Annotated in this window: 13 protein-coding genes and 1 pseudogene; 10 read left to right on the top strand and 4 right to left on the bottom strand. The window is 59.5% G+C overall.

Features of this window, described 5'->3' with window-relative positions; genetic code table 11:
- Window positions 1–29 precede the first annotated feature (29 nt).
- Window positions 30–923, bottom strand: coding sequence for a LysR substrate-binding domain-containing protein (locus tag KYC_RS25415; RefSeq protein ID WP_008167882.1), 894 nt, complete (start codon window positions 921–923; stop codon window positions 30–32).
- 114 nt (window positions 924–1,037) lie between these two features.
- Here KYC_RS25415 and KYC_RS25410 point away from each other — a divergent pair, with 114 nt between their 5' ends.
- From KYC_RS25410 to KYC_RS25400, 3 genes are all read left to right on the top strand, one after another.
- Window positions 1,038–2,045, top strand: a complete 1,008-nt coding sequence (locus tag KYC_RS25410) for a Bug family tripartite tricarboxylate transporter substrate binding protein (RefSeq protein ID WP_008167881.1) — start codon at window positions 1,038–1,040, stop codon at window positions 2,043–2,045.
- A gap of 66 nt (window positions 2,046–2,111) precedes the next feature.
- Window positions 2,112–2,831, top strand: coding sequence for a PIG-L deacetylase family protein (locus KYC_RS25405; RefSeq protein ID WP_008167880.1), 720 nt, complete (start codon window positions 2,112–2,114; stop codon window positions 2,829–2,831).
- The gene (locus KYC_RS25400) at window positions 2,828–3,517 is read left to right on the top strand and encodes a 4-carboxy-4-hydroxy-2-oxoadipate aldolase/oxaloacetate decarboxylase (RefSeq protein ID WP_008167879.1); all 690 of its coding nucleotides are present in this window, start codon (window positions 2,828–2,830) and stop codon (window positions 3,515–3,517) included. The genes KYC_RS25405 and KYC_RS25400 overlap by 4 nt, the downstream gene beginning before the upstream one ends.
- Before the next feature lie 74 nt (window positions 3,518–3,591).
- On the opposite strand, the gene KYC_RS25395 is transcribed toward KYC_RS25400, so the two are convergent.
- From KYC_RS25395 to KYC_RS25385, 3 genes are all read right to left on the bottom strand, one after another.
- On the bottom strand, window positions 3,592–4,194 hold the full coding sequence (locus tag KYC_RS25395; RefSeq protein ID WP_008167878.1) for a hypothetical protein: 603 nt from the start codon (window positions 4,192–4,194) through the stop codon (window positions 3,592–3,594).
- Between the two features lie 266 nt (window positions 4,195–4,460).
- Window positions 4,461–4,757, bottom strand: coding sequence for a hypothetical protein (locus tag KYC_RS28490; RefSeq protein WP_008167877.1), 297 nt, complete (start codon window positions 4,755–4,757; stop codon window positions 4,461–4,463).
- A gap of 76 nt (window positions 4,758–4,833) precedes the next feature.
- Window positions 4,834–6,018, bottom strand: coding sequence for a chymotrypsin family serine protease (locus KYC_RS25385; RefSeq protein WP_081478106.1), 1,185 nt, complete (start codon window positions 6,016–6,018; stop codon window positions 4,834–4,836).
- Window positions 6,019–7,600: 1,582 nt separating this feature from the next.
- Here KYC_RS25385 and KYC_RS25380 point away from each other — a divergent pair.
- The 7 genes and pseudogenes from KYC_RS25380 to KYC_RS29090 all read left to right on the top strand — a co-directional run bounded on the left by KYC_RS25380 (window position 7,601) and on the right by KYC_RS29090 (window position 16,743).
- Entirely contained in the window at window positions 7,601–8,278 is a 678-nt protein-coding gene (locus KYC_RS25380) for a GTPase domain-containing protein (RefSeq protein ID WP_139026541.1), read from the top strand.
- The gene (locus KYC_RS29555) at window positions 8,275–8,784 is read left to right on the top strand and encodes a hypothetical protein (RefSeq protein WP_139026540.1); all 510 of its coding nucleotides are present in this window, start codon (window positions 8,275–8,277) and stop codon (window positions 8,782–8,784) included. The genes KYC_RS25380 and KYC_RS29555 overlap by 4 nt, the downstream gene beginning before the upstream one ends.
- Before the next feature lie 81 nt (window positions 8,785–8,865).
- On the top strand, window positions 8,866–9,633 hold the full coding sequence (locus KYC_RS29815) for a hypothetical protein (protein ID WP_008167872.1): 768 nt from the start codon (window positions 8,866–8,868) through the stop codon (window positions 9,631–9,633).
- A gap of 63 nt (window positions 9,634–9,696) precedes the next feature.
- A pseudogene (locus tag KYC_RS29990) lies at window positions 9,697–9,942 on the top strand (BrxR family transcriptional regulator); the annotation flags it as partial.
- 27 nt (window positions 9,943–9,969) lie between these two features.
- A complete protein-coding gene (locus tag KYC_RS25370; RefSeq protein WP_008167870.1) occupies window positions 9,970–13,101 on the top strand; it encodes a DUF499 domain-containing protein in 3,132 nt (1,043 codons plus the stop codon).
- Entirely contained in the window at window positions 13,101–13,718 is a 618-nt protein-coding gene (locus tag KYC_RS25365; protein WP_008167869.1) for a DUF3780 domain-containing protein, read from the top strand. The genes KYC_RS25370 and KYC_RS25365 overlap by 1 nt, the downstream gene beginning before the upstream one ends.
- Before the next feature lie 10 nt (window positions 13,719–13,728).
- Window positions 13,729–16,743, top strand: coding sequence for an anti-phage-associated DUF1156 domain-containing protein (locus tag KYC_RS29090; protein ID WP_043519236.1), 3,015 nt, complete (start codon window positions 13,729–13,731; stop codon window positions 16,741–16,743).
- Window position 16,744: the final 1 nt, after the last annotated feature.

Raw genomic sequence — 16,744 nt, 5'->3', positions numbered from 1 at the left:
TGACCTCAGCGGACCGCCGGCAGCGCCGGTTATTGCCCGGCCCGGGCGGCTTCGAGGAACCGCTGCACCAGCGGGGAACCGTCTTCGGAACGATACGCCAGCAGGACCTGGCTTTGGGCGTCGGGCGTGTCCAGTTCGCGATAGATCACGCCAGGGATGCCCGTCTTCATGTACGTGTCGGGCAGGATGGAAATGCCCATGCCCGCCGCCACCAGCCCGATGATGGTCGCGCCTTCGCGCGCCTCCTGGCCCACCTGCGGCGCAAAGCCCGCCCGGCTGGCCAGCACGCTCACGTGGTCGAACAGGCCGCAGCCCAGCCCGCGCGGGAACAGGATGAAGGATTCGTCCACCAGATCCGTCATCGCCAGCGGCGTGCTGCGCCGCGCCAGCCGGTGCGACTGCGGCATGGCGACCATCAGCCGGTCGCTCCACAGGGGCAACGTCGCGATATTGGGCGGCGGCACGAACAGGATCGACGGGCGTAGAAACCCCACGTCGATGTCCTTGGAGGCCAGCGCGCGCAGCTGCTGCCCGGTGGACTGGTGGCTCAGGTCCACGCCCACGCCCGGGAACTCCGTGCGAAACGCATGGACGATGCGCGGAAAGGCGTCGAACATCGGCACCGACGCGGTGAAGGCCACGCGGATCTCGCCCGTTTCGCCCAGCGCCGACTGCCGTACCACTTCGCCAGCGCGTTCCAGATGCGCCAGCGCACGGCGGGCCTGATCCAGGAACAGCGCGCCTGCCTGGGTCAGTTCCACGCTGCGGCTGGTGCGCGTCAGCAGCGGCGACCCCAATTCCTCTTCCAGCGCCTTGATCTGCAGGCTGAGCGGCGGCTGGCTGACGTGCAGCCGGCGCGCGGCCTGGCTGAAGCTCAGTTCCTCGGCGACGGCGACGAAGTAGCGGAGTTGGCGGAAATCCATATCAATTTGGAAAGCAAATAGATCGTCTTGAAAAACGGTATTGGACGATATGAGTGTACTCCGCGCATCATTCAGCCATACCGATACGTATAACTAGACAGACAGGAGACAACCATGAAGGAACTCGCCCCGTCGCGGCCCCGCCGCGCCATTGCCACGGCCGCGGGATTGGGCGCGCTGCTTGCCGCCGCTGCCCTGATGCCGCTGCCGGCCGCCGCCCAGGCCGCCTTTCCCGATAAGCCGATCCGCATCGTCGTTCCTTACGCCGCAGGCGGCGGAGTGGACATCGTCACCCGCCTGGTCAGCCAGAAAATGGGCGACGCCCTGAAGCAGACCATCATCGTCGACAACCGCCCCGGCGCGGCCACCAACATCGGCATGGACGCCGTCGCGCGGGCGCCGGCGGACGGCTACACGCTGCTGACCGCATCGAACACCCTGGCCGCCAACGGCGCCCTGTTCTCCAAGCTGACCTTCGATCCCGCGCGCGACTTCACGCCGGTGGGCGCGATCGGCTACGCGCCGCTGGCCGTGGTGGTTCCCGTCGAATCGTCGTTCAAGACCTTGAAGGACCTGACGGACTACGGCCGCGCCCACCCGGACAAGCTGACCTACGCTTCGGCCGGAAACGGCAGCTCTGGCCATCTGGCCAGCGAACTGCTCAAGACCGAGAGCGGCATGAAAGCGCTGCACGTGCCCTACAAGGGCGGCTCGCCCGCGGTCACGGACCTGCTGGGACAGCGGATTTCCTTCATGTCCATCAACCCGCTGGAAGTGGTCTCGCACGTCAAGGCGGGCAAGCTGCGGGCGCTGGCCATCCTGGACGACGAACCGGCGGCCATGCTGCCCGAGGTGCCCACAGTCGTGTCGCAGGGCTTGCCCGGCGCGATGGCCACGGTGTGGTGGGGCCTGATCGGTCCCAAGGATCTGCCGCCCGACGTGACGGAAAAACTGAACAGCGCGCTGCAAAGCGCATTGAAAGACCCCGAAGTGAAAAAGCGCTTCGGCGAAATGGGCGCCATCGTCACGCCCGGCACCGCGCCCCAGTTTGGCCAGTTCGTCGCGGCCGAAACCAGCAAATGGACCAAGGTCATCAAGGCTGCGGGCATCAAGGCCGACTGACCGCGCTTGCGCCGGCACGGGGCCGCAATGCGGACCCGGCCGGCAATCATGCATAGAGGAATTGAAATGGAACGGCAAAAGAACGGGCTGATCGTCAGCGCGCATTCCGCGGACTTCGTCTGGCGCGCGGGCGGCGCCATCGCCCTGTACGCCAGCCGCGGCTGGAAAATGACCGTGGTGTGCCTGTCGTTCGGCGAACGCGGCGAATCCGCCAAGCTGTGGAAGCAACCCGGCATGACGCTGGACCGCGTCAAGGCCGACCGCCGCGACGAAGCGCGCCTTGCGGCCGACATCCTGGGCGCCGACATCCGCTTCATGGATTGCGGCGACTATCCGCTGCGCGTGTCGGACGATGCGCTGTTTCAGCTGGTGGACGTATACCGCGAACTGCAGCCGGAATTCGTGCTGACCCACTCGCAGAAAGACCCCTACAACTTCGACCATCCGCTGGCCACCCACGTCGCGCAGGAAGCCCGCGTGATCGCCCAGGCGCATGGCCACAACCCCGAACAGCAGGTGCTGGGCGCGCCGCCCGTTTTCCTCTTCGAGCCGCACCAGCCCGAACAGTGCGAATGGAAGCCCGAAGTGCTGCTCGACATCTCTGAAGTCTGGGACCAGAAGCGCCGCGCCTTCGAGACCATGGCGGCGCAGGAACACCTGTGGGAGTACTACACCCGCGTCGCCCTGCAGCGCGGCGTGCAGGCATCGCGCAACTCCAACATGAAGATCAAATACGCCGAAGGCTACCAGCGCGTGTTCCCGCAAGTCAGCGGAGAACTGGCATGAGCATCGCTGTCAGGCATATCCCGCGCGCCGACGGCGCGGTCATCACGCGGCTGGCCACGGCCGGCGTCGCCACCGCGCACGAAGCGCAACAGCGCACCGGCTTGCTGCAGCCCTATATGCGGCCCATCTATGCCGGCGCCGCCATCGCAGGCAGCGCGGTCACCGTGCTGGCGCAGCCGGGCGACAACTGGATGCTGCACGTCGCCATCGAACTCTGCCAGCCTGGCGACTTGCTCGTCGTGGCCTGCGCGTCGGCGAACGAGGACGGCATGTTCGGGGAATTGCTGGCGACGTCGATGCGCGCGCGTGGCGTGCAAGGGCTGGTGATCGACGCCGGCTGCCGCGACGTGGTGGCGCTGAAGGACATGCAGTTTCCCGTCTGGTCCAAATGCGTATCGGCCAAGGGTACGGTCAAAGCCACGCCCGGGTCGGTCAACGTGCCGGTGGTGTGCGCGGGCGCGCTGGTGCAGCCCGGGGATGTCGTCATCGCCGACGATGACGGCGTCTGCGTGGTGCCGCGTGCGCGGGCGGCGGCAGTGGCCGATGCTTGTGATGCGCGCCTGCGCAACGAGGCGGACAAGCGCAAACGCCTGGCTGCGGGCGAGTTGGGGCTGGATATCTACGGCATGCGCGAAAAGCTGGCCGCCGCAGGGCTGGTGTACGTGGACAGCGGCGCCGAGGCGTAAACGCGATGCATTGTTGATGCCTGGCGGCTTCCTGCGTGAGCTGCCGCGCCCGGCCGATGCCGGGCGGCCGGGTGTCACCTGGTAGTGCAGCTCACGGAATTGCCGTAGCGGTAGCAATCGGTGGTGCGCGGCATGGGCGGATTCATGTACGGCATCATCAGCATCATGTTCTGATCCCGCTGCGCCTGTTGCTGCGCGGCGAACTGCCTGGCCTTGTCGAGCTCGGCCTGCATGGCCTTCTGCGACTCCGTCACCAGCCGCAATGCAGCGGTGTTGTACTGGCCGAAACTGATCTTCTTCGCCCACAACTGCGCCCTGAGGGCCTTGCTGTCGGCCCTAAGGGCGTCGAACGTCGCGACCACCACGCCCGGCGTATAAGCCTGCAGGTATGCACGCCGCATATCGAAGCACTGCGCCATCACCGGATCAAAATCGCTGATCGCCTGTTGTTCCGCGGGTGTAGGCAAGCTCGGGTCCGCCAACTGCGGCAAGGTCGCGTCCTGAACTTTCGCAGGCAGCTTCGCCTTGATGGGATCCAGCCGCGTATCGGCCCACGCGTTGGCGCAAAAGGTCTCGACATTGTCGGAATCGACCTTCTGCTGGTTCACCCGCTGGGAGTTGGGCAGCGCGCATCCGCCCAGGATGCCGGCGATGAAGAAAACGGCAACTGCTTTCATACTTGACAGCCTATTGAGTATTGACGCCCTGCAACGCTCGGTCGACGACTGGTGCAGTGTCATCGGTCCGGGCAGATTCTGGTCCACATAATCCGGGCAGTCCCGATTAATGGACGATGTGGATCATACGGCGAGCAGGGCCGCCGCGTGTTGCGCATTTTATATGCGCGCGCTTCCCCGGAAGATGGGCGGAAAACGAACTTCAGGAGCGTCCTTGAGTTGGAGGCTCTTGTGAAGGAAATTGAAGCGGGGCGACTATGGCGCCATCAACGCTGCCGCTGCGCATCCACCGGCCCGGTTACCGTAATCACCAACGGCACGCCATTGATTTCCCGAGGCAGGCGCGCCGCTACATTGGCATCCGTCACGCCCACGGCAATCGCTTCTTCTCCCGGACGTCCGGTGGCAACGCCGACCGACACGACGCCAGGAATGGCCAGGAGCCGCGATTCCTCGCTGGCCAGCACCTGTCCGACCGCGCCGCTCGATTGCGTTTCGGCCGGGCTGTATTCGACGGGGCCGGCGCCGGAGAAATCTGGCCCTGGGGTTTGCGCGTCGCTCATGGCGTCCACTCCTCTAAGCTTGTCGAATCCAGTGTAATCGGCCGCCCCGCCTGGCGACAGGGCGGCCGGGGGCTGGTCAAGGCAGCAGTCTGATGTTCAGTGCGGAAAGCACTGACGCAATCGGATTAGCAAACGTCGTGCCGCCGCCACCCGCGAACAGCAGGCCGACTGGCCGCACGCCCGAAGCCCAATGCCAGATCAGCGAACCGGAATCGCCGCCGGCCGAGAACGGATTGGCGTTGACCGACTGAATGGCAATCTGGTTACGGAACAGCGCGACGCGGCCGCCGCCGAAATTCACGTTAACCGACACGCCGATCTGTGTCACCCGGCCCTGGGTAAGGCCCGTGGTGCGTCCGCTCTTGCCGACGATGAGACCGAGCGAGGCGGCAAGCGCCGCCGTGCCAGTACGGTAATAGGCGGCGCTGCCGCCCGACAGGTAATACTGTTCGCCACGGATGCGATCGTGCCACGCCCAGCCGAAGGCGCAATCCACGAAGTTCGCCGCGCCGCCGAAATTGATCGGCACCCAGCGCGCCAGCACCGCGATCTGGTCTCCAGGATGACGGCCGCCATCCGCCGAGCCGGGCTGGATGATGCTGTCGTTCACGCTCGCGGCATTGGAATTCGCCAGCACGTGGTTGTTGCTCAGAATCAGGTGCCGGTTGTTCCACGGCGCCGTCAGCCCGATCGCCCGGCTTCCGAGCGTGCCCGCGGTGACATTCACGTGTCCTACTGAAACGCCGCCCGGCGCAGGGCGATGCCTTGCGCGATGCGAATAGGCGTCCACAACGCCCACCGGCACCTGCTGCACCGGCACGCTCGACAGGGAGCGCGTGCCGGCGGCTTGCGCCACCTGGCCCAGAACGGCCTCCTGAGGCATTGCGCTCTCAGTGAAAATCGTCAGCACCGGCTCGCCCGGCCCGCCCGCGCCAAAGGTGACGTTGGTCGGGTCCGGCAAGCCTATCCCGACGCCGACGATGCCCTCGGACGACGATCCGTCCGACTGCGCCCGGGATTCACCGGACGCCGAGAGCAACCGGGCCTCGATCGCGTCCCGGAGCGCCAGCAAATCGTCCGAAACGCCGGCCTCGGCAAAAACGGCTTGTTGTTCCGCCTCTTGGCTCAGCGCTTCGAGTCCGGCGGCGTCAGAGTCCGGGTTCTCGGGCGCCCCGGAAGCGGACTTGCCCGTGGCCGGTCCGCCTTCGTCTTCTTCGCCCGGGTTGTCCACCCGTGGGGTGTTGTTGTTCTTTCCTGACATGACAGTGTCCTCCAACAATATGAATAGGCGTTAGATAGAACCGTGTGGAAATTGCATGGGGTTATTAGCGGCCCTGATGTTCCAGGAGTGGGGCGGGAGCTAGTCGCTCCGCGTCGGCTGGCATCGCTGCCCGATCCTGGGAAGGGGTCCGTTGCAGGCTCCTCGTAGTGGTTGGCCGGTAAGGCCGGACGATGGGCAGCCCTGATGCCATGAGCAAGCCGTGAACGCACGGCCAGCGGGATCAGGACCGGGAAAGATTTTGGGAGGAAGCGCTGTCGGGGTGCCCCGCGGGTGTGTCCACGATCAGGACGAGACACGTCCCCGCGCGACAGATGAGAAGGCCCAGTGACCCGCCGGATGTCCGGCCGCTACGCGTGGCGCGCTAGCCGATGCCGCGGTGGATTAGGCCATTTGGCCCCTGGATGCGAGCCATTATTTGGCTGCGCTCGACCGTTGTGTATGGGCAAGTTGGAGTATGGACAGGGCGAGGGGGGAGGGGTGGTTTAGATCCGGATGGCGACTTGGCCAAGGCTGCAGCGAAACCGTGGACTTTGAAGCGTGAGCCTTTTGGACTTTCACGGATTGGCCTGTACGCACACCGGTGGCAGTTCTGTTGGATTCAACCTTTGACTGACTTCAAGTGCATTTCCGTGAGTGCTTGCGATTTTCGCCATGCTCTCGAGCAAGTAGCCGCCCCCCGCGCGGATGTTATGAGAGGGATTAGCACGGACCGAACTTGTCGTCCTGCGCCGCTTTGATTGGCGCCTGTCTTGACCCAAACCATAGCCTTGATTAGTTTCTAGTCTCGAGAAATGTGGCCAGCCGTGCCTGACAAATTATGTTTGTAGTCGTTGACGGCCTGGCGGACCTCGCACTCCCAACCATTCGAGTATGCGCGGGCTGATGCGCTGGCCAAGGTATCCAGCCACTGTTCGAGCCTGGTACCCATGACAGCTGGATCGGTCATTGTCTTCCTCTGTAGGGAGATCCCAGGCGCTACTGGGGTAATCAAACCGGAGCGCGTCCCGTCATCTCCTTCGTCGGCGCAAATTCGGATGACGATGGGCTTGATCCAGAGAGTCCCGATCAAGCGGCACGGATACAGTTCGAATGGCACGCCATCGACTTGATTGTTAGCCTTGACCCGATGTTGTTACGCACGCCGGACGGCAATCCCGGTTTTAACCACTTCGACGCAGATGGAAACGGCAGGCAGATTCGGTGCGTCGAAGTGAAGTCGATGAGCAGTTGCCTCCAAGATCGCCCTGCGGGGGTGTCACACACGCAATTCGACTGTACTCGCGAAAAAGGTGGTGCCTACTAGCTGTACGTGAACGATCACGCGACCGATCCAGCACAAACGCGCGTGCCGCAGATTCAAAATCCTGCTGGGCACGCCCGGACGTTCACCTTCGACCGTGATTGGAGCGAGATTGCTCGAACGGCGCCTTGCCCTACTACCTTATAAATGGCAAACTTGGTAACTTCTCGTAGGTTTTTATTTCGCAGGCGTTCGATTGCGCCGAGATGTCCCTCCCGATATGGGCTACCGCGCGAAGTTGATTATTTGTTTAAACGGCTCATGGCAATACCAATAATATTGATAGCGGTCGGTGTCGTATCCCTCCTCGTTGGAACTGCTATTACTCTCAAATGGGAAGAAATCGTAGTCTCGTTACAAGGTAAACGACTCGCGATCCTCGGCGCACGCGGGGTGGGTAAGACGCGCCTCGTAAATTTTCTAGCTACTGGCTCCATACCCTCTGAGTACAAGCAAACTGTCGCACCCGAAAAGACTTCTTCGCGCCGCTTCCAGCTCAACGAACTGGATATGAAGTTGAAAGAGTCGCTCGACGTGTCTGGCGACAAAGCGGCCTACGCCGAGTGGAGAGAACTGCACGATCAAGCTGACATTGTGTTCTATCTACTTCGCGCCGATCGACTGATACTTGGCGATTCCGATGTCGAAGAACGCGTCAAGTGCGATCTAAAGCATATTGGGGATTGGCTTGATTCCCGCGACCCACGCCCACGATTTTTCATCATCGGAACCCATTGCGACCTCGATACAGAATTTGGCAATACCTTGGCCGACAAACCGGGTGACTACGTGGACAAATTCAGGAAACTTCCTGTTGTCGCGGAGCTCGTTGGACATGCGGGTGGCGCACAGCAAGCGAAAGTCATCTTAGGAAGCATGAAGACCGTTCAGCAAACGGAAGCGCTAGTCTACCAAGTCTTCCAGCAGGTGATTTCATGACCGATAAGTTCGTGCTGTGGGCTCAAGCTCTAGATAACGCGTCCCCTGATCACTTTGAAATGCTAGGGAAGATGCTTGACGCGGAAGACACTGTGCAACGCCAAAAAGCCGTGTCACTAGTGTCGAGCGTCATTAAAAAGGGATCGCGGGTGCGAGAGCAGAGTGGTGTGATATTGACCGCCGACCGTCGACACTTCATCTTGGAGGTTCCGTCTGCTCAATGTGATAATGCCGGGCGGACTGCACCCATCGTTTGCTACGGCGACTATCGGCCATTCAGCAATTCGCATAGCGACTCGGCTGCAACTGCGCTTGATGATTTCACGAGGAAAATCGGACGCACGCTTCGCCCGGAGCACCGCGCGCTCGTGCGGGAGTCCTTAGAAAGCCTAAAAAAAAACGTTGACGACAAGGCTCGCACCCTTCATTGGGTTCGGGGCGGCCGGCCTTGTAGTGTTCGCCGCAGTCTATTGGTGGGTACAAAAGATTTCGTGATCAGGTTCTAGACGCAAACGCACCGAGCTGCACCTGCTCGGCAGGCAACAAATGCACGCATTATTGAGCCAATATTTAGTGACTTTAAATCTATGATGGCAGGAATCTTTCCTAGCGATCCAAGTCGCCGTAAGGCGATTCTGGTTCTTCAGCAGCATGACCTTGAAAAGTGCGCTTATGAGCCGGGCGCGGCCAAATCTCTGTTCGATGAGGAGACCCATATCCTACAGTTTCCCGCTCGACAGCAAGGTGCTGTGCCACAGGCTCTTCGAAATATTGTCGACGCGGGGCTTGATCGTCCAGGTAGCGTGTTAGTTCAAAGCCCCTTCGATGCCGATACTTACGAGGAGGCCTCACTTGCTCCACAGCGCTTCGCGCTTGCGAAGCATATGTATTTCTCGACGCTATGCATGTATTTAGGCGCAAAGGAAGTCAGCGTTGAACAAATAGATCTCCGCACGCGCACAGGTAAGTCCTCTGCCTCTGTCAAGGGGGATGGACTCGGTGCAAGCGCTGACGGGCATGTGCAGGCCGAGGAGCTTGAGCGCTTCCGCGCCCAACTGAATCTCCGCGATGAGTTCGCGGGAGCTGCGCCAGACATTCCGGCTGCTGAAGGGCTTCTACGTCGTACCGGTCTGTTGGCAGATTTGAATATGCGTACGCTTCTCGAGATGCGGCGGGGAAGTATGAATCATCTGCTGACACGAAAACTGACCCTAAGTCTGTCCAATGAGGCAAAAAACAATCTCAACGTGGTCGCGCGTCTAAAGGTGCCAAAGTTCGTGACTCTCTCCGTCGAGTATGATCGAGTGCTCAAAGAGCAGCATGACTATACATTGACAGTCGTCGTTAAATTTTGACGCAATGGCAATCCTGTCCTACGCCATTGCGTGTGCCATTAAGTTGAACGGTTGTTGTGAACACACCCCGACCAACCCCGGCCTGAAATCACGGAAATGGACTATGGCATGCAGGGTGGCGTGTTGAGGATGAAGCTGCGTGCCGCCACGGCGGGCTACATCCTGCGCAAATGGAGTGTGGATTGTTCGCCCGATCACAGTTTGCGCGGACATGACTACCGACTCTGGTTGAAAGACTCTCTCGCTATCTATGGCGTGCGCAGTGCTGTGCTGGCGCCAGGATATGCAGCGCCAGAATCTTCCAGCTGAATACGAATAAATGGGAACCTTCTTCAGATGACCTTGCAAACCCACTGCGTACCAAGACCTTCCGTATTCGCTGCGGATCGACGTGCCACTGTTCTGAGCCTCGATACCTTCCTCAAGGCCAAGGTGCATGGACAGGTGTTCTTTGACGAGAACTACTTCACCAACGGCATGCTGACACTGGTTGATCGCGCTTTCCGTCATCTTGCGGGTGAAGGGGCTGGCTCGTCAGTATTCCAGCTCTCGCAAGCCATGGGCGGTGGTAAGACTCACAGCATGATTGGTCTTGGCCTGTTGGCACGAGATCCTGAACTCAGGAAGCGTGTCTTGGGTGCAGAGGATCCCGCGCCAAGGTTGGGTAAATGCAGGGTCATTGGTTTCAATGGCCGCAGCACGGATGCCACTGGTGGTATTTGGGGCTCTTTGGCTGAGCAGCTTGGCAAGGCTGAGCAGTTTGCGCGCTACCTTTCGCCGTTGTTGAGTGCCCCTGGCCCCGAAGCCTGGAAACAGATTCTAGGCGGCGATCCCACGATTATTTTCCTCGATGAGTTGCCGCCATATCTGGAGTATGCCGTCGCGGTGCCAGTCGGTGATGCCAACCTCGGTGTAGTCACAACCACGGCGCTGGCCAACCTGTTCGTGGCCGTTGCCGAGATGGACAACGTCTGCCTGGTGATGTCCGATCTGGCAGGCGCAAACTATTCCACCGGTCAGGCTGGTCTGCAGGCAGCCATGGATCGAGCCATCCAGGGCATATCTTCGGAGTCCAAGCGGATTGCTGTGCCTATTACGCCGGTCAATCCTAATGGTGATGAGCTTTATCACATTTTGCGTAAGCGCCTATTCGAAAAGGTTGCGGATGAAGCAGAGATCAAGCGGATTGCAGGGGCTTATCGCGATGCATTGAAAGAGGCGGTCAACATGAGCTTGACTTCGACTTCGCCTGAGTCGATGTATCAGCGCGTCAACGATGCCTATCCCTTTCACCCTGATTTGCGAGAACTGGTCGGGAAGTTCAAGGAGAATGAGGGTTTTCAGCAGACCCGTGGCGTGATTCGCTTGATGCAGATGGTTGTGTCAAACCTTTGGCATTCTGGCAAGGCCGATCAAAACGATCTGATTCACCCCTACGACATTGACCTCAACGTCGATGAGTTGGCGTCCGAGATACGCACCATCAATCCCTCACTCAGCGAGGCGATTGCGCACGATATTGCGCACGGTGGCGACGCCGAGGCCGAGCAGATTGATTCGGCTAACAGGAATAATGATGCTGCCGAGGCAGCAAAGTTGATTCTGCTAGCTTCTCTTTCGACCACGCCTGGCGCCATCCACGGTCTGCAAGAATACCAACTGGTCGATGCGTTGCAGCGTCCTGGACGTGATCTGTCGTCGTTTAAGGCCAATGTGATGGACAAGCTCCATACGCGAGCCTGGTATCTTCACGACTCTCCGGACGGACGCATTTACTTTAAGAATCAACAGAACCTTGCAGCAAAACTGCGCTCGACGGCACTATCACTGCATGCGGAAGTCGTTGATCGCATGCTTCGCGACAGGTTGGATAAAGAGTTCGCTCCTTCGCTTCGGGACTGCTATCAAGCTGTTGCAGTATTGCCCCCTCCGGATGAAGTGCAGGTCGATCAGGATCGCACAACCTTGGTAATCGTCCGGCCAGGCGGCCAGGCCTCCAGTCTGCCCATTTCATCGGACTGGCAGGCATGGTGGGGCCAGCAACAATACAAGAATCGTGTGTTGTTTCTGTCCGGATCGCGTGACACCTACCAGAAGGTCATTGACGGTGCCCGTCAAACTCGGGCGCTACAAAGCATCGAGGACGATTTGAAGGCCGAGAAGACGTCTTCTGATGATCCTCAATGGCGTGTCTTGGATGGTCTGCGTGATCGGGTTGCCCTGCAATTCAACTCGGCCTTGAAAGAAGCTTTCGATCAGATCGTCTATCCGTCGATCAACAACTCCTTGCGCGCTAGCGGGATCGATTTGGCTTTTGCTGGCAACCAGAACGGTGAAAGCTCAATCCGCAAGACGCTGGAAGGTGCTCAGAAGTTTACGACCAAGACTGATGATGACGCCTTCCGCACCAAGGCCGAAGCACGGCTGTTCGGTTCTTCGGACACCAAGGTTGTGCTGTGGAATGACTTTAAACGCGCCGCTGCAGTGAACACCAACTGGCCTTTGCATCGCCCGTCAGCGTTGGACGAACTCAAGGCAGAATGCCTGCGTCGCGATTTGTGGCGAGAAGAGGGCAATCACGTACGTCGTGGCCCGTTTCCGCCGCCCGAGCCGGATGTGGCTATTCGTGAACTCGCTGTCGACGACGAGAACGATGGGCGCACCTATCTCAAGATCGAGCCATTGCACGCGCCATCTGTGGTGTACGAAACCGGGGATTCAGAGCCTACACATGCGTCCAGTCCTGTGCCGACGCCGTCGCGCTTTGAAGCCACCGGCTTGCATTACAACTTCCGTGCTGTTGATCCGGAAGATTTTGCTCGCGTCAGTGGCGTGCGTGTATGGAAAGCGCGGCTACGGCTGAAGTACCAGTTGCACCAGCGCGATGATCACTACGAGCTCGAACTCAAGGTCTTGCCAAAGGCCAACGGAATTCAGATCCGCTATACCACGGACGGCAGCTCGCCGACCAGTGCAGGCCATGCTATTTACGACGGCCCGATCCGCGTACCGAACAATTGTCGTGTGGTTTGTGCCATGGCAGTCGCTGATGCCTATGACCTTAACTCTGAGCAGATCAGGGTCCAGATCCCGCAGAAGGGTGAGGAAACACGCACGGTTGATCCGCATATTCCGGCGAAACTCAAATTTCAACAGAAGTTCGACGACACCGGTGCCGTGTGGAATTTCATCGAGCAGTTAGGCAAGACTTCGGGCGTGACTGTCAACGACATTAGTCTGACGGCCGAAAGTGCCAACGGCCAGCAGCACGTTGAGTTCATGGGGGCTGCGGATGCCGGCTACGACGCAGGCGCACTGAAGTCGCTGGCCGACCGGCTGGTCGAGACAGCGGGTGAGGGCGCGCTGCGCATGCAGGTTTCAATCTTCAACTTTGCGACAGGTCAGGACTTGCTTGACTGGTTGCGGGCCAACAAGCTGCCGTTCGAGCAACATCGAGTAACGCAGTAATGAGTACCACAAAGAGAATCCCACCACGAAAGGCGCTAGGGCTTGGCTTCCTTCCGGAGGAAGCTCGGCACGGTTTTGTCATCGACATGAGTCGGACTGGCAAGTGCGCCTCGGTGTACATCGCCGAGTTGCGTGGTCAAGACCTTGAGCGATGGGAAACGGTGGGTGGCATAGAGTCCACAAGCCCCGCACTCCGGGTCGTGATCACGCGTGAACGTTGGCTGGAGCTGGCGCCCGCCTTCTGGGAGGAGGCCAATCGCCGGTTGCGAGCCAACGGTTTGCCGGCGCACAGATTCCAGAAAAGTTCTGCAAAGCTAGTGCCGGTCCATGCGTCGCTCGGCAAGGAGTTGTGCATCCTGTGCTGGGCGGTGGAAGACGCGCCATTAGATGATATTCCGAATGCCATCCGCAACTGGGAAGCGCTGGCGCCTGAAGAGCGCTGGTGGCTGTTCACCATGACCGTGGCTACCACCGGCCAGGCTGCTCAGCGTGGCTTGGGTTGGCGCAAGGCGCTGCGCGCAGCGCTGGCCGACAACCCCTTCGTCAAGGGTGAGGGTCTGTCGCCTCGCGCCCGTCGTGAGCTGCTGGGGCATTCCCAACTCACTCTTTCTCTCTGATTTCCGCTACATGACGACGTCCTTCATCGAAACCCAATTCCCAATCGCCCGACTCTCTGCAGAGTCGTATAAGGAGCGAAAGGCTAATAATGGTCAAACGCTTACGCGCCTCGGGAAATGGTGGGGACGTAAACCACTGATTTTGGTGCGGGCCTCCATTCTCGGCATGCTGATGCCGGCCTCGAATGCCCCCAAGAAGGATCGTGAGATTTTTCTAAAGATCCTGACTATGGATGACGACGGTGTATGGGACCGATGTCTAGGTAGCGTTCCCGCCAGCGATTGGCGCGACGCGGCATCGGCCGAAATCAGCGATGAGTACTTCGGAACTCGCGGGTTCGTGCAGGGGCTGTCGGATGAAGAGAAGGACGAGGTGCGCCAGCGCATCTGGGAATCACTATCGCCCGAGCAGCAGCGGGAGCTGGATGCCAAGAAACGGCGGCCGATTCCGGATCGTGCAGAGTTCGACGCGCTGCCCTACGCTGAGCGCATTCAGCATTGCGACAGACCGGAGAATGTTGCGGGCCCCACGGCAGCTGCATGGGAAGAAATAAACCAGTACATGGGTACTACTGCGTCGAGCTTGTCGGAACTTGTCGATCAACTGGGGCAACGCCGTTTCGGTCACCGTCCGCGTGTGGGCGACAGCTTTTGTGGAGGCGGGTCTATCCCTTTCGAGGCGGCGCGCATTGGTTGCGAAGCCTACGCCTCAGATCTTAATCCGGTAGCCGGACTGCTGACTTGGGCCAGTCTGAACTTGTTGGGTGGCGGTCGCGCTGTACACGAAGAGGCAATGCGTGTGCAGAACCGTGTGTTTGCTGAGGCGGATCATCAGATCACTGAGTGGCGCATTGAACATAATGATGATGGCGAGCGCGCTGATGCTTATCTGTACTGTGTTGAGGTCAAGCCAGAAGGCTGTGAATACTACATTCCGCTTGCCCCAACCTGGGGGGTAGCTGAAAAGTCCCTCGTGGTTGTCGATTGGTATAGGCCTCAAGGTTCGGATCGCCTTCAACCGACTACGCGCAATGTCACAGCTAGCGAGTTTGCTGAGTACAAGGCGGGAAAGGGTGCCACGTTGGTCGATGGACGGATAGTGGATCCGTTGGACCGTGAGCGTAGTTGGTCGCTTGAGTCGCTGCGTGGTCCTGATGGACTTCGGCTCTGGACCAATGACGATGTCTTGCCGCGAACGAGCGATGTTTTTCAAGAGCGTATTTATTGCATCCGCTGGGTAAAAAAAGTTCGCAGGAACGGAAAACTCAAGGACGTTAGACGTTACGCCGTGCCGGATGAGGCAGATCTGCGGCGCGAAATGCGAGTGCTGGAGTTGCTTCGTGAACGATTCTTTGACTGGCAGAAGGAAGGATTCATTCCATCTACTCCAATCAAATCAGGTGATGAGACTGATCGGTTGGCACGTGAGCGTGGTTGGACTCATTGGCATCAGCTATTTACTCCCAGGCAATTGCTGACAATCGGTCTGGTTGCCAAGATAGCCTCAGAAATTGCATCCAGCGCAACCGCAACAGTTGCTTGCATGCTGGGTATCGGACGAATGGCCGATTGGAACTCTAGGCTAAGCGCATGGATGTTTCATAAAGGGAATGAAAAAGGGAATCAGGTTTTTTACAATCAGGCCTTGAATACGCATAGTAGCTATGCGGCTAGACCTCTTCATAAGTTGTTCGATACGTTCGCAGTGCTGTCGGGTAAAGAAGGAATAAGTACAGGTTCGGGGACCTCTAGTCTTCTCGCGCGGGATGCTCGTGATTTGACTTGCTCCTGCGATCTATGGGTAACAGATCCTCCCTATGCCGATGCAGTCAATTACCACGAGTTGGCCGATTTCTTTCTTGCATGGTACGAACACAAGATTGCGATGTCGTTTCCAGCTTGGATACCGGATTCGCGAGCTGAGTTGGCTGTCCGAGGTGATGGCGACGACTTCCGGCGCTCAATGGTTGACATCTATCGCAACCTCGCCCGGCACATGCCGGACAACGGGCTGCAGATGGTGATGTTCACCCATCAGAACCCAGCGGTGTGGGCTGACCTCGGCATGATTCTTTGGGCGGCCGGATTGAAAGCAACCGCCGCGTGGACAATTAGCACGGAAACGGAAGCGGCTGGGATCAAGAAGGGCAATTACGTACAGGGTACGGTATGTCTTGTTCTGCGCAAGCGTCCCGGCAACGAAGCAGGCTTCCTGGATGAAATCTTCCCGATGGTGGAAGACGAGGTGCATCGCCAGATCGACTCCATGCGTGCTTTGGACGAAGGTGACGAACCCAATTTCAATGATGCCGACTACCAGTTGGCCGCCTACGCTGCGGCACTCAAGGTGCTCACCCAGTACGGCAATATTGATGGTCGCGACGTCGAACATGAAGTCTTTGCCGTCCGTGCCCGAAATGAGGTTAGTGACTTTCAGAAGGTTATCGAGCGCGCCATCACCATTGCCTGCGATTATCTGATCCCGCGTGGTCTGGATCCAGTCTGGCGCGATCTGGACTTGTCCGAGCGTTACTACTTGCGCGCGTTGGACATCGAGTCCCGTGGCGAGCGCCGCAAGGGTATGTATGAGGAACTGGCGCGAGGGTTCAACCTGACCGACATCCGCCCGCTGCTGCTGTCGGACAAGGCCAATGGCGCGCGTATGCTGACCCCGACCGGGTTTTCCAGCACGACTCTTGCCGTTGCTGGCGAAGATAACTCGGTCATCCTGTCGGCCCGGCGTGGTCGTGCGGTTGCGTCGGGTCCGCATCCCTTTGCGACAACGGCGCTGCGCCACGTGCTGTTCGCAGTGCGTGAGACAGCACGTAACGATGTTGACCCAGAGCCTGGTCGCCAGTACCTGCGTGACACGTTCGGGCAGGGTTATTGGCGCCTACGCGAACGCTTTGTTTACTTGCTCGATTGGCTGGCTGCTCTTGGCAATACCGAAGAAATGGGCGAGTGGGCTGGGGATTCCGAGGCGGCCCGTATCCTGGCCGGACGTCTCCGCAACGATCACGCCTGAT

Origin of the sequence: Achromobacter arsenitoxydans SY8, from assembly GCF_000236785.1 — a bacterium.
Classification (GTDB): Bacteria; Pseudomonadota; Gammaproteobacteria; order Burkholderiales; family Burkholderiaceae_B; genus Achromobacter; species Achromobacter arsenitoxydans.
This window is presented reverse-complemented; position numbering and strand designations above follow the sequence as displayed.